The organism is Burkholderia sp. 8Y, assembly GCF_902506145.1.
Classification (GTDB): Bacteria; Pseudomonadota; Gammaproteobacteria; order Burkholderiales; family Burkholderiaceae; genus Caballeronia.
In genome coordinates this window covers 106,841-120,785 of sequence record NZ_LR733520.1, presented here as the reverse complement: position 1 = coordinate 120,785, position 13,945 = coordinate 106,841, and the positions used below count along the sequence as shown (strand labels likewise).

General features: G+C 62.8%; 12 protein-coding genes. 3 read left to right on the top strand and 9 right to left on the bottom strand.

The annotated features are described in order from the left end of the window. The first annotated feature begins 113 nt into the window (after positions 1 to 113). Positions 114 to 1,388 carry an amino acid deaminase gene (locus tag GV035_RS11215; RefSeq protein ID WP_159835182.1) on the top strand — a complete coding sequence of 425 codons (1,275 nt, stop codon included), beginning with the start codon at positions 114 to 116 and terminating at the stop codon, positions 1,386 to 1,388. Here the strand turns inward: GV035_RS11215 and GV035_RS11210 are convergent. After that, positions 1,385 to 1,849, bottom strand: coding sequence for a MarR family winged helix-turn-helix transcriptional regulator (locus GV035_RS11210; RefSeq protein WP_159835181.1), 465 nt, complete (start codon positions 1,847 to 1,849; stop codon positions 1,385 to 1,387). The two genes, GV035_RS11215 and GV035_RS11210, sit on opposite strands and share 4 nt — an antisense overlap. Before the next feature lie 20 nt (positions 1,850 to 1,869). Then, positions 1,870 to 3,465, bottom strand: coding sequence for an MFS transporter (locus GV035_RS11205; RefSeq protein WP_159835180.1), 1,596 nt, complete (start codon positions 3,463 to 3,465; stop codon positions 1,870 to 1,872). A gap of 106 nt (positions 3,466 to 3,571) precedes the next feature. On the opposite strand from GV035_RS11205, the gene GV035_RS11200 reads away from it, so the two are divergent. Further along, a complete protein-coding gene (locus GV035_RS11200) occupies positions 3,572 to 4,420 on the top strand; it encodes an EcsC family protein (RefSeq protein ID WP_159835179.1) in 849 nt (282 codons plus the stop codon). Here GV035_RS11200 and GV035_RS11195 read toward each other — a convergent pair. The 3 genes from GV035_RS11195 to GV035_RS11185 form a co-directional block, all read right to left on the bottom strand. Beyond that, positions 4,390 to 5,310: an alpha/beta hydrolase gene (locus GV035_RS11195; RefSeq protein ID WP_159835178.1), complete on the bottom strand. Its 921-nt coding sequence runs from the start codon at positions 5,308 to 5,310 to the stop codon at positions 4,390 to 4,392. The genes GV035_RS11200 and GV035_RS11195 overlap by 31 nt on opposite strands. Before the next feature lie 36 nt (positions 5,311 to 5,346). Beyond that, entirely contained in the window at positions 5,347 to 5,793 is a 447-nt protein-coding gene (locus GV035_RS11190) for a CHRD domain-containing protein (RefSeq protein ID WP_159835177.1), read from the bottom strand. A 165-nt stretch (positions 5,794 to 5,958) separates the two neighbouring features. Further along, positions 5,959 to 7,104, bottom strand: coding sequence for a porin (locus GV035_RS11185; protein WP_159837822.1), 1,146 nt, complete (start codon positions 7,102 to 7,104; stop codon positions 5,959 to 5,961). A gap of 435 nt (positions 7,105 to 7,539) precedes the next feature. On the opposite strand from GV035_RS11185, the gene GV035_RS11180 reads away from it, so the two are divergent. Continuing rightward, a complete protein-coding gene (locus tag GV035_RS11180; RefSeq protein WP_159835176.1) occupies positions 7,540 to 8,475 on the top strand; it encodes a LysR family transcriptional regulator in 936 nt (311 codons plus the stop codon). A gap of 6 nt (positions 8,476 to 8,481) precedes the next feature. On the opposite strand, the gene GV035_RS11175 is transcribed toward GV035_RS11180, so the two are convergent. The 4 genes from GV035_RS11175 to GV035_RS11160 all read right to left on the bottom strand — a co-directional run bounded on the left by GV035_RS11175 (position 8,482) and on the right by GV035_RS11160 (position 13,881). Next, positions 8,482 to 11,430 (bottom strand): hybrid sensor histidine kinase/response regulator, encoded by a 2,949-nt coding sequence (locus GV035_RS11175; RefSeq protein WP_159835175.1) that lies wholly within the window; start codon positions 11,428 to 11,430, stop codon positions 8,482 to 8,484. A gap of 167 nt (positions 11,431 to 11,597) precedes the next feature. Continuing rightward, a complete protein-coding gene (locus GV035_RS11170) occupies positions 11,598 to 12,248 on the bottom strand; it encodes a response regulator transcription factor (RefSeq protein WP_159835174.1) in 651 nt (216 codons plus the stop codon). A gap of 97 nt (positions 12,249 to 12,345) precedes the next feature. Further along, positions 12,346 to 13,026, bottom strand: coding sequence for a response regulator transcription factor (locus GV035_RS11165; RefSeq protein WP_159835173.1), 681 nt, complete (start codon positions 13,024 to 13,026; stop codon positions 12,346 to 12,348). Between the two features lie 120 nt (positions 13,027 to 13,146). After that, positions 13,147 to 13,881, bottom strand: a complete 735-nt coding sequence (locus GV035_RS11160; protein ID WP_236572583.1) for a response regulator transcription factor — start codon at positions 13,879 to 13,881, stop codon at positions 13,147 to 13,149. Positions 13,882 to 13,945: the final 64 nt, after the last annotated feature.

Below are 13,945 nucleotides of genomic sequence, written 5' to 3'. Positions count from 1 at the left end.
TACTAAATAACAATTTAACGCCGATCCTACTTTGGGTACCATATTGCCGTCAACCGCGGCGGCTTTTCAGCGAGTACAGAAATGCATCTAATCGGACGATGGAGCAGCAGCACATGAAAGTTACAAACTATCAGAGCGCGACGATCGACCCTTTCGGCAAGGGTCTCGGCATGGTGCCGGGCACGAGCATCCAGTTGGGCGACGCCGGGCGTCTGCAATGGAGCCTGCTCGAAGAAGACGTGAGCCTGCCCGCCGCCGTGCTGTACGCGGAGCGCATCGAGCACAACCTGAAATGGATGCAGGCTTTCGTCGAGCAATACGGCGTCAAGCTCGCGCCGCACGGCAAGACCACGATGGCGCCGCAGCTCTTTCGCCGCCAGCTCGACACCGGCGCGTGGGGCATCACGCTCGCCACCGCGCATCAGGTGCGCGCGGCGTATCGCGGCGGCGTGCATCGCGTGTTGATGGCCAATCAGCTGGTCGGCAAGCGCAACATGGGCATGATCGCGGAGTTGCTGACCGATCCGAACTTCGAGTTCTTCTGTCTGGTGGATTCAGCCGATGGCGTCGATCAGCTCGGCGCGTTCTTCACGGACGTGCGCAAGAAGCTAAATGTGTTGATCGAACTGGGCGTTACGGGCGGGCGCACCGGCGTGCGCGACGACGCGCAGCGCGAAGCCGTGCTCGCGGCTATCGCGCGCTGGCCGGGCGTGATCGAACTGGCGGGCGTGGAGTTGTACGAAGGCGTGCTGCAGGACGAGTCGAAGGTGCGCGAGTTCCTGACAAGCGCCGTCGATGTCACGCGCAAGCTGATCGACGAAGGGAAGATCGCGCGCAAGCCGGCCATTCTGTCGGGCGCGGGGTCGGCGTGGTACGACGTCGTCGCGGACGAATTTGCGAAAGCGAACAGCGACGCCATCGAAGTGGTGCTGCGCCCCGGCTGCTATCTCACGCACGACGTAGGCATCTACAAGAAAGCGCAGAACGAGATTTTCGCGCGCAATCCCATCGCGAAGAGCATGGGTCAGGGACTGAAACCCGCGCTCCAGTTGTGGGCCTACGTGCAGTCGATTCCGGAGCCTGACCGCGCGATCATCGGGCTCGGCAAGCGCGATTCCGCCTTCGATGCGGGCATGCCGGAGCCGGCGAAGCACTATCGCCCGGGCGCGGATGCGCCGCGCGACGTGTCAGCGGAGGAAGGCTGGGAAATCTTCGGCCTGATGGATCAGCATGCGTATCTGCGCATCAAGCCGGGCGACGACGTGAAGGTCGGCGACATGATCGCGTTCGATATCTCGCACCCGTGCCTCACTTTCGACAAGTGGCGGCAGATTCTGGTGGTCGACCGGAAGTATCGCGTGACCGAAGTGATCGAGACGTTCTTCTAAGCCTTGTCGTCGGCGGTGGCCGCCGCGCTCGCCGCGGCCACTTCCTGAATGCGCGATTCGAGCATCTGGAGCGCGCCCGACAGTGCCTCTATTGCATCGTCGGGCATCGAGGCCATCGTGTCGTGCAGAAACGCATTGCGGCGCGGCAGGCCGTCTTCGGTAGCCGCGCGGCCCTCTGCCGTCAACGCGACATTCGATACGCGATTGTCGCGCGCATCGACGCTGCGCACGATCCACCCGAGCGATTCGAGCGTCTTCAACTGCCGCGTGAGCGCGCCCGGATCCACCCGCAGCCGCTCCACCAGCGCCTTCTGCGACAGCACGCCCGCATGCTCGTGCAGCGCGAGCAGAATGCGCCAGCGCGGCATCGGCTGGCCCACCGCCAGCTCGAACGCCGACATGAACGCGCGATATGTGCGCCCGAACTGTTGCACCACGGCGATCCGATCCTGTTCGTTCATGCTTGTACTTTCCCCAATCGTCATTCGGCGAGAATGACCGGTTCAGGCTGCCGCTTCAAGCGCACGAGCGGCACGCGGCGCGATTGCCATACCGATACGACCGCCACCACCGCCGCGACCGCGAGACCGATGTGGATCGCCGCGACGAGCGCCTCGCGCGCCGCTTCAAGCAGCATCGCGCCGTTGTGGCCCGCCGCCGACAGTTGCGCGAGCAAGGTCTGCTGCCCTTCGTGATTGATCAGGATTTGCGGGTCGGACATGTCGTTCAGCCAACGCAGCGCGTGATCTCTTTCGAGCGCGAGGCCTACCCCGCTTGCGTACAGATGGCTCACGAGCGTGCCGGTCAGGGCGGTGCCGACCATTCCGCCGATCATCCGCAGCGATTGCAGCAGCGCGGTCGCGATGCCGAGATGCTGGCGGCCCGCCGTCTGCTGCGCGAACACGGTGAGATTCGGCATCACGAAACCGAGGCCCAGGCCGCCCAGCAGCATGAACACGAGCAAGAGCGCGCGAGGCATCGTGTGGGTTGCGACGACCACGCCCAAGCACGCCACCGCGAGACATCCGAAGCCGATGTAGAGCATGCGGTTCGGGTTCGATAGCCGCGTGACGATACGCCCGTTCAGGATGCTGCCGATGGTGATGAACACGACGAGCGGCGTGATCATCATGCCCGCGTCCTGCGGCGACATGCCGAATCCGCCCTGAAACAGGAGCGGCGCGTAGAAGAGCAGCGAGAACATCGAGAAGCCGCCGAGAATCGCCAGCGTGAAGAGCGCCGCGAGGCTCTGGTTGCGGAACATGTCGATCGGAAGAATCGCGTAATCGCAGCGCTTTTCCCACTTCCACAGCGCGATGCCAGCCGCCGCGCCGGCCGCGAGCAGCGTCATCGTCTCCAGGCTCACACCATGCTTGGGCAACAGTTCGACGAACAATTGCAGCGCGCCGAGCGCCACGGCAATGAGCAGCGCGCCGGGCCAGTCGAGCCGCATCTTGCCTTCGTGCGCGATATGCCGAAGATGCGGCAGGAAGCGCCACACGAAGAACAGCGACAGCACGCCCACCGGCAAATTCACGTAGAACACAGAGCGCCAGCCGTAATACTGCGTGAGGAAGCCGCCGAGCGACGGCCCGACCGCGTTCGCGATGCCGAACGCCGACGACATCAACACTTGCCAGCGCAGGCGCACGACATTGTCCGGAAAGAGATCCGCGATGCACGCGAACGCAGTCCCGACGAGCATGCCGCCGCCGATGCCCTGCAAGCCGCGGGCGAGCACGAGGAACATCATGCTGTTGGCGAGTCCGCACAGCACGGACGCGACCGTGAACACGACGATCGACGCGATCACGAACGGCTTGCGGCCGTAGTAGTCGCCGAGCCGCCCGAAAATCGGCACGGTAATGACGGATGTCAGAAGATAGGAAGTCGCGACCCACGCGTAGAGCTCGAAGCCCCTAAGCTCCGCGACGATGGTCGGCAACGCCGTGCCGACGACCGTCTGGTCGAGCGCGACGAGCATCGTCACGAAGGAGATGCCCAGCATCGCCATGAGGGATTCGCGAAACGGAAGAACCTGCCCGCTCGAATGATGCGCGGCTGTATGAACGGCCATTTTTTGTAAGAGCAATGATTGACTAGTCAACTTAAATGGAATCATAGCACGGCGCCGCGCTCTAAGCTGCGTGGTCAACTACTCATTTCGGATCAAGAAACGACGCATGGAACCGACGCCCATCATCACCTCGCCGCTCACGCCGGAGGACTTCGCCGCCCTCTCCCGCGCCAAGGAAGCTCTCGAAAGCCCGTCGCTGACGATGAAGCTGGCGAGCGTCATCGGCGCGCCCATCGAAAAATTGATGGGCCGCCTGCCTGCCGCCGCGCAGGAAAAAGTCGACGAAGCGACGCAACTGGCGCTCAAAAAGTGCCTGCAACTGGCGCTGCGCACGCTCGGCAAGAGCGCGCCCGCCGGTTCGCTCCTCGCGCCGCCGCCCGACAAGCCGAACAACCTGCTGCACAAGCTCGCGGTGGCGACGACCGGCGCGGCGGGCGGCGCGTTCGGCCTGTTCGCGCTGCCGGTCGAGCTGCCGGTGACGACCACGCTGATGTTCCGCTCAATCTGCGACATCGCGCGCAGCGAGGGCGAGGACGTGCATCGCGTGGAGACGCAGCTGCAATGCATGATGGTGCTCGGCATGGGCGGCACGCGTAAGGACGACGACAACGCCGATCTCGGCTATTTCATCGTGCGCGGGGCGCTGGCGCAGTCGGTATCGCGGGCGACGAGCGAGATCACCGCGAAAGGACTCAGCGGGCACGGATCGACGGCGCTGCTCAAGTTCCTTCAGACCATCGCCTCGCGTTTCTCCGTGCAGGTCAGCGAGCAAGTCGCCGCCAAGTCGATTCCGGCGATCGGCGCGGTGCTCGGCGCGATGGTCAACACCGTGTTCATCGATCATTTTCAGCAGATGGCCCACGGCCACTTCACCGTGCGGCGGCTGGAGCGGCACTATGGCGCGGCGGCTGTCGAACGCGCGTATCAGACGATCGAAGTCATGGGCGGCCGATGAAGCGGCGCGGGCGCGGCTGTCACGTCGCCGATGAAATGGGCAGCGTGTGACAGCGCCTGCCGCGCTTCGGGCATGAACGGCGCCCAGATCGGGAAGATGTGCGGCACGTTGCGCCAGATTTCCAGATCGACGCGAACGCCCGCCGCTCTGGCCTTATCGGCGACGCGCGTGGCATCGTCGAGCAGTAGTTCCGTATCGGCGGCCTGAATCAGCAAGGGCGGCAAGCCTTCGAAACTGCCGAAGAGCGGCGATGCGTACAGGTGCGCGGCGTCGGCATCGCCCAGGTATTGCGCGGCGACCTTCGGAAAGACGGCGGCGTGGAACATCGGATCGCGGCCTTCGTTGGTCCGCATCGACGCGCCGCTGCATGTCAGGTCCGTCCACGGCGAGAAGAACACGGCGCCAGCGGGAAGCGCGTCGCCGGCATCGCGCAGGGCGAGCAGCGTCGCGAGCGCGAGACCGCCGCCGGCCGAATCGCCGGCGATCACGATCGAGTCCGGGGCGGCATCGGCAAGCAACGCCCGGTAGGCCGCGACGGCGTCATCGACTGCGGCGGGAAAGCGGTGCTCGGGCGCGAGGCGGTAATCGAGCGAAAACACCTTCGCCTGCGCGCGCACGGCAAGCCCGAAACTGATCGCGCGATGACTGCGCGGCGAGCAGAAGTAATAGCCGCCGCCGTGCAGGTAGAGAATCGTTCTGCGTGATGTCGGCGAGCGCAGCCACTCTCCGTTGCCGCCGACTTCCAGTTGCCAGCCCTTGGGCACAGGCGGCGACCATAAGCGACGAGCAGTATATTTGCGGGCGCGCTCGACGTCGAGCACGGGCTTCGCGGTCTCTGGGCGCATGCGCCGCCGCAAGACCCAGCAGGCGAATGCGCTCTGCCAGCTCATCGGGCGCGCTCCGGCCGGCCGATCACGTCGCCCGCGTCAGTTCGACGGCATCACCTGACCGCGAATCTCGCCGGTCGGGTTCTCTTGCGTGTGAATGTTGAAGTACCACTGACCGGCCATCAGATCGGTGACCTGCTGCTCGGTGAGCGTGGCGTGGCCTTGCATCGGGCTAGCGAGCGCCCGTTTGTCGACGGGGACCTGCACCTTCGCGTTCTGCCCGACCGGCGCGGGGCCGTGGAAGTGCGCCATCGTGACGGGGCCGGACAAGTCCGCGTAGGTCGCAGTCCAGCTAAGGACTTGGGTGCCCGTATCGAACGTGGCGTCGAGCGTGCCGTGGCCTTTGCTCACGCGCGGCGGCACTTCGCTCGATGGCTGAAGGTTCGCTTTCAGCGCGACGGTGTCGGCGTGCGCTATCGCCGATGTGAGAAGCGCCGCGACGAATGCAGCGCGGTAGAAGGCGTGCGGCTGGCGTGTCGAGATCATTTCCCGGTTCTCCGTTTTCATGGCGACGCGTCGGCCGCATCTTCATGGTAGTGCATTCGGATGCGGGACGCAGTGCGCGGCGGATGACCACGGAAAAACGCGAAAAGGGCGCCTCGCGGCGCCCTTCTCTGCTAGCTAGCTACAGCTCGATACAGCCGAGACTGCTTAGAAGCGGTGACGGATACCCGTCGTCACGAGAACCTGACGGCTGCTCGACGATGCGCCGCCCGGCGCGCCGTTGATGCCTGCGAACGGATAGACTTCCTTGTCCTGGCTGCTAGCGATCTGCACCACGCCTTCAGCATAGATGTCGGTGCGCTTCGACAGAGCGTAGTCCGTCTGGAGGCCGAACTGGTGGAAACGGGCACGACCCGTGTCGCCGCCGAAGTTGACCTTCGCGTTCGTGAAGGTGTACGCAGCGCCCAGCGAGAGAGCCGGCGTCAGCGCATAGCGGCCGTTGATCTCGTAGTTATTGACGATGTTCGAGTAGCTCTCGATCGAGTTGTTGTCTTCACGCGTCTGAGTCCACAGCAAACCGAACGTCATCGCACCGGCCGAGAAGCTGCCACCCGCGCCAAACGTGCGCAGACGGTCGTAACGGTTAGCCGGCGAGATAAATTGGGGAATGCCTTCCGCGATTGCACCGGTCGCGGTTGCGTTCGCGCCATTCGCTTGCGTGTACGCTGCGCCGACCTTGAACGGGCCGTTTGCATAGCCAGCGCCCAAGCTGTACGCACGGTTGTCCGCGAAGCTGCCAGCGCCGTTCGAGAACGCATAGGCACCCGCGAAGGACAGGCCAGCGTAGTTCGCGCTCACGAACTTGACGGCGTTGTTGACACGGAAAGCGTTGCCGTCCAGGTTGTCCAAATCACCCGGATGGGCGAAGTACGTGCCGCCCCACGAGCCCGTTGCGCTCAGCGGGCCGAGGTAATCGGCAACCGCGTCGGTCTGGCGACCGAGCGTCAGCGTGCCGGCTTGCGTCGACAGACCGACATATGCCTGGCGGCCGAACATGCGGCTATCTGCGCTCGTGCCGTTCGACACGTCGAAGCCATTTTCCAGCACGAAGATTGCCTTCATACCGCCGCCCAGGTCCTCCGCACCGCGCAGGCCCCAACGGCTCATGTTGACGTTGCCGCCGCTCATGCTCCACGAGTTGTTCTTCAAGTGGTCGTCACCAACCGGCGCTTGCACGTTGTTCACGAACGTGAGACCAGCATCGACCAGGCCGTACAGCGTAACGCTGCTCTGCGCGCTCGCGGCAGTTGCGAACGATGCGGCGACGGCCGCTACAATCAGAGTCTTCTTCATTGTGTGTTCCATAGAAAGAGTCATGCGACTCGATAGGGTTGCTCGCGGCGTCTCGGCATCTCGGAATGAATTCCCGCCGTATGCCTTCCACCGATATTCGGCAGCCCAAAGTGTATGGCTGGCTCTTGCCGCTTCCACCCCAAGGACACACAAAAGGCTTTTCGAAGAATTCAAAAAATCGAATTTCAATATGAGTAAACGCTTAGGCTTCTTGCACTTACCGCAGCACTAGGAACTTGCCCCGTACGCTCGCTTGCGCATTCAGTTGCGGACACGCGACAGTGGCCGCTACACGACAGGCCGAAACAGTCGGACTCCTCTGATTACCTTCTATTCGTGGTCCGATTAACATCGCGCACGCGAAAGCGGCGCATCTTCCCGCTCGTTCAAATCAAGGGAAAGAGCGTCCCGCATCGCTCGGCAAGCCGTCTCACCATGAATCAACTGCAAGCGATGCGCGTCTTTCTCAAAGTCGCAGAGACCGAATCGTTCGGGCGCGCCGCGGCGGCGCTCGATCTCTCCAATGCGGTCGTCACGCGCTATGTTTCGCTGCTCGAAGCGCATCTCAACACGCGCCTCCTGAACCGCACCACGCGCAGCGTGTCGCTGACCGAAGCCGGAAAGAGCTACGCCGACGGCTGTCGCGCGGTGATCGAACAGGTGGAGACCATCGAGGCATCGGTTGCGAACAGTTCCGTCGATCCGTCGGGAACACTCAAGCTCGTGGCGTCGGCTTCGTTTTCGTTGCTGGAACTCACGCCCATGCTGCGTGCGTTTCGCGACCGCTACCCGACCGTGAAGCTGCGTCTGACTCTGCTGCACCGTCCGGTCGATCTCGTCGACGAGGGCTTCGACGTCGGCATTGTCGTGCCGCACCTCGTCAGCAGCGGCACGCTGATCAGCCGGCCGCTCTTCAAGGTCGCGGCGGCAGTGGTCGCGTCGCCAGAATATCTGCAGCGCCACGGCACGCCCGCGCGGCCCGCGTCGCTCGCGAAACACGACTTTCTTGCGCCATCGGCGGACATACACGGCTCGACGTGGTCTTTCACCGGGCCATCGGGCGTAACGGAAGAGGTATCGCTGGATCCGGCGTACACCGTGAACAGCTCGCCGATGCTGCGTCAGGCAGCCGTATCAGGCATGGGCATCGCCGTGCTGCCTGCGAGCTACGTGGAGCACGATATCAAAGCCGGCGCGCTCGTGCGGCTCTTCGCCGGCTACCGGCTCAAGGACGCCGACAAGGAAGTATCCATCGTGTACCCGGGTCGCAGGCACGTTTCGGCGAAGACCCGTTCTTTCGTGGATTTCGCCTTGTCATATTTCCGGGACCGCGCGCCTGTCGACGCCGGCCTCGTCGCGGTAGCGGAGTAAGCGCGGTTATTGAAGCGCGGCGCATTGCGCCTCGATGCGCTCCAGCAAGCGCGTGCATCGCTCAATGAGTGCGAAGCCTTCGCGCCGCCTCACTTCGCGGCTCTTCTTCGGCAGGTCGCGCCGGAATTCTTCGAGCGCGTCCAGCAGCGGCCGGTATTGCAACACGCTCGCCGCGCCCACCACGCGGTGATGCCATTCGCGCAGATGCTCGACGGTGCCGCGTTCGAGCAAGGGCTCGAGCGCCTTGAGGTCGTCGCGGAAAGATGTGACGAAGGCATCCAGCAACGCCTTCACGGTCGCCTCGCTACCCCAGAGCTGCGCCATGCCGCTCAGGTCGATTTCCGCATCGCGGCTCTGCATCGCGTCCTCGGCGCGATGCTTCCGCCCTTTGTGTCGATGCTCCGGACGCTCCGACGCTTTCCAGCGATTCAAATGCTCGCGCAACGTCGCGAGCCGCGTCGGCTTGATGAGGAAGTCGTCCATGCCGGCTTCGCGGCATCGCGTCGCCTCACTTGAGCACGTGCTCGCGGTAATCGCGAGAATCGGCAACCGGCGCGACGTGCCTTTCTCCTTCGCACGCACGCGCCGCGCCAACTCGTAGCCGGTCATGTTCGGCATGTGGCAATCGGTAATCAGGAAGCCGTAGCGTGTGGTCTCCAACGCCGCGAGTGCTTCGGCGCCGTCTTGCACGACATCGCAGGCAAAGCCGAGCAGCGAAAGCTGATGACGGATCAGTTCCTGATTCACGGGATGATCTTCCGCCACGAGCACGAGCTTGCCGTTGTGCAGCGCGTCTTCCCGGCCGGGCGCTTCAAGGAGAGGTTCCTGGCCAAGCGTTCCGTGCACCGCGACTTGCGGCATGCCGGTACACGCCGCCACGCACGCCGCGCCGAGGCCGTGCCACGAGAGCGGATTCACGCTGACGCGAATGTCGTCTTCCAGAATGCGGTAGCCCGTGGGCTTCGGCTTCTCGGTGACGTGGATCACGCGCGATCCCAGCGGCAGCGCATCCTTGCGCGTATCGCTGAAGAACACGAGATCGACGCCATCGAACGTTTCGAGCCGGCGCAGGCGCGGATCGTCCGATTCCATGCGCTTCAGTTCCAGCCCCAACGCCTGGCCGTAGCCGGCGAGCGCCGCCGCGACGCGCGTGTCGTCGATCGCGACGATGCCGCGCCTGCCGCGCAATCCTTCCATTTGATAGTGCTGCGTCTCGACCGGCATCTTGAGCCGAACGGTCATCGACGTACCGACGCCTACTTCGCTTTGCAGCGTGAGCGTGCCGCCCATGAGATCGACGAGCCGGTTGCAAATGGTGAGCCCGAGGCCCGTGCCGCCAAAACGGCGCGTGGTGGACGTCTCCGCTTGCACGAAAGGTTCGAAGAGCCGCGCCTGCGCTGCGGGATCGATGCCGATGCCCGTATCGCTCACGCAAAGTTCGATGACCTGTTCGGATTCACGCCGCTCGACCGCGCGCACATGCAGCGAGACTTCGCCCTTGATGGTGAACTTGATCGCGTTGCTCATCAGATTGAAGAGAATCTGACGCAGTCGCACGCTGTCGCTGCGAAGCGACGCCGCGACATCCGGCGCGACGGCCACGCGCACGCGCAGACCTTTCTCATGCGCGCGTCCGGCCAGCAAGCCGACGGCGTTGTCGACGAGTTCGCGTAGATCGATAGGCATCGATTCGATGACCAGCCGGCCGGCCTCGATCTTCGTGTAATCCAGCAGGTCGTCCAGAATTTGCAGCAGCGCACTCGCCGAATCCTGGATCATGCCGAGCATTTGCGACTGATCCGGATTGAGCGGCGTATTCTCGATGACTTCGACGAGCCCGAGCACGCCGTTCATCGGCGTTCGAATCTCGTGGCTCATCATGGCGAGGAAATCGTCCTTGGCGCGCGAGGCGGCTTCGGCTGCGTCGCGCGCCCGCGCCAGCTCCTCGGCGCGCGCGCGCTCCACGCTGGCATCGGCCCAGTACCCGCTCCAGACAACCGACTCGTCCTCTTCGCGATGCGCGACCAGATCGGCGCGTATCCAGCGGGTGACGCCTTTCACGGTGGCGCGGAATTCGGTGCGCACCGGCTCCAGCGTGCGCGACGACGCTTCGATTTCCTGGAACAGCCGCCCGCTGTCTTGGGCATCGACGTGCCGGAGGATGCTGGTGGGATCAGCGGCCAGCGCCGCGAGGTCGAGGCCGAGCAACTGTCTCGTGTCGCCGTCTATGTACGGGAGGCTGTATCTGCCGCTCTTCGTGCGGCGCAACTGAAAGACCACCGCGGGCAGGGAGCGCGTCACGTCGTGAAGGCGCTGCTCGGTCTGACGCGCGTGCATTTCGGCATCCCGAATGTCGGTGATGTCGATCATCGTCCCGACGACGCCCACGCGCTCGCCGTTCGACGACGAGAACGCGCCCGTCCAGAAGAGCCCGTAACGCGATCGGCCGCGATCATCGACGAACTCGGCCTCCACTTCTTGTCCCTGACCGGACTGCAGCGTGGCTGCGGTTATCTCGTTCACGAGCCGGCTATGCTTCTCGCCCCACGCGCCCGCTTCGATGCTCGTGCGTCCGATCACGTCCTCGCGCCGCACGCCGAGCGCCGCTTCGAACGCGCGGTTGACCGCGATGTAGCGATTGTCCATATCCTTCGCGACGAGCGGATAGGGAACGACTTCCATCATCGTCTGCTGGAAGCTCAGTTGGGTGGCGAGACGCTGCTCGGTCTGAATGCGCCGATTCATCTCGCGTTGCAGGACAATGAAGGCGCGCAGCGTCACCAGCAGAACGGCCGCGATGCCGATGAGCACAGGCAGCAGGCGAAGCGCGCTGATATCCCAGACCGCCGCAGGAAGCGCGCTTGCGGGCCGCGACGCGGCTGAGTCGGCCGCGCGGCAAAGCGGCGACAGAAGGAAGCTGACGACGAACCAACAGCGTGCAAGCAACGTTCTCAATTCGACTCTCTCGGAAGATGCGCGTTGTTATGCGCTGCCTCATGGCGCGGATGCACCGAGAAATCTCGATGACCGACCTAAGAGTCTGATCGTGCGTGCAACGGAGGAAAATCAGAGGGGTCCGAAATACTTCTTATGACGCTCCGAAAATTGCGCGCGCGGCGTGGTCAGACGAGCCCGACTTGCCGCAAGTACTCGACGAGTTCGCCTTCCGACTCGAGGCCGAGCTTGCGCATGCCGCTTCGCTTCTGCGTGGCGATGGTCTTGCTGCTTCGCCCGAAACGCTTGGCGATTTCGTGCACGAGCAGGCCGCTGGCGTACAGACGGAAGACCTCCCACTCGCGCTTGCTCAACACGCCCGCGAGCGCCGGCGAAGAACCGGCGAGGCGGCCTACCGCTTCGCTCGCGCAAGGCGAAAGGTAGCAGCCACCTGTCTGCGCAACCGATACGGCTTCGAACAGACATTCGAGAGAATCGCGTTTGTCGATGATGCCGTCGATTCCCAGTTCGATCAAACCGGCCAACATGCGGCCATGCGACATCATGGTGACGACGATTACCCGCGGCCGTGTTTTCTGCCACAGGAAACGCTTGAGAAACGCAATGGAATTGCTCTCTCCGTCAATGCCTTGCATGCCGATATCGGCGAAAATGTAGTCGCACGGCACAGAGTCGACTGCTTCGGCCAACTGCAGCGTGTTCTCGGCAGTGGCAACGACTCGAATAGCGCCGTCCCGCTCCAAAAAATCTTTAATGCCTTTGACGACTGCGGGATGGTCGTCTGCGACGACGGCCCGCAGCGGTGATTTATCTCTCATTTTATTTTTTATTCGTCTAGTCGCGAGCGACTGCTTTTCTAACAGCCTTGTTTCGTTTCCCCGCTCGCACTATTGTGCAGCCGATAACTGCGCGTAATCAGGCGAGATCACTGTCGGCAATGAAACGGTAAAGATCAGCGTCCGTCGACAAATTCAGTTTGCGCATGGCTGCGCATTTTTGGGCGCTAATGGTCTTTACGCTGCGCTCCAGTTCTTTCGCGATTTCGGTTACGTTGGCGCCGCGCGCGTAACGCTCGATCACTTCGAGCTCGCGCGTCGTCAAACGCTGCCTGATAAACCGTGCGCGGCTTTCCACATTTGCCGCCGCCATGGTCCGGCGGACAGCCGGACCGAGATACGTTTCGTTGGCAATAGCCGACACGATGGCAACGTAGACCAGATCCAGCCGGTCTTCCTTGCTGAGAAACGCATGCGCGCCGGCGTCGAGGGCTTGCCTGACGAGCGCCGCGTTATCATTGCGCGACAGAACGATAATTCGAACGCCTGGATAGCAATGCGCGATGTGCTGAATAAGCTGTATGCCATCGCCATATCGGCCACCAGGCATGTAAAAATCCACGAGAGCGACATCGCAATCGCCGCGTGCCAGCGATTCATCCAGCTGCGTGGAATTTGCGCTTCGGCTGACGACTTCCACATTGGGAAAATTCGCCGCAAGCCGCTCAATTGCCAGAATGACAAGCGGATGGTCATCCGCTATCGCTAACCGCAACCGCCTCACACGCGAGAAAACCTCGCTACCATTCCCGAATTCCATCGACACAAACCCTTAGTTACGCAATGTGATCTGCACATCTGATCCCGAAGATAAGCATCGGGCACTCCCCTCCCAAAAGACATAAGATGCATCCGAAATGGAAATACGGTGCTACGCAAATCAGCATAGTCCGCGTGCCCGTACGAATGCAAAGAGACCCGGATCGTTCTTTACACCGAGCTTGTTCATTGCATCGCGCTTTTGTCGGCTGATGGTACGCACGTCGCGCTGCAACTCTTTTGCAATCTCGGTAATGGATCGGCCTTTCGCGAATAGTCTCACTACCTCGATTTCTCTCGGCGAGAGGCGAGGCGCATCCGGCGAGAAATGCGTTTCGGCACCGGCCTCGGCAAGCGCCGCGCGGAACGACGCACTCACGTAGCGGCGGCCGGCGCTTGCCTGCTTGACGGCACTCGGCACCAGCTCGATGGATTCGGCTTTGTCGACGAGGCCCATTGCGCCCGCATTCAGAATGGAGCGGAGAATGGCGACATTGCTGACGCTGGTCAGCACGACAATGCCAATACCCGGCCAGTCCTGCTTCACTTTGCGGATCAGGCAGAGTCCGTCCTGCGCTTCGTGCCCCGGCTCGGGCATGGCAAAATCGGTCACGAGCACGTCGCACGGCGTTTTTCGAAGCTCAGTGAGCAGAGTGCTCGCATTCCTTGCTTCGCCTGTCACGCACAAACCGTCGTCTGCATTGAAGAGCGCCTTCATTCCAAGGACTACGAAAGGATGGTCGTCGGCCAACACTACACGAAGCATCACTACGCCTCTGGTTATATTGTTTTTATGAAAGGCGCTTCTCAACGCGTGTGGCATCGAGGCGCCGTTATTGCGCGCGAATACGCGCAACGACGCGCTCGGAATAGCCGAGCGCGTGCGGAAGCGGTTATTCGACTGCGCGTGGTCGCAGGTT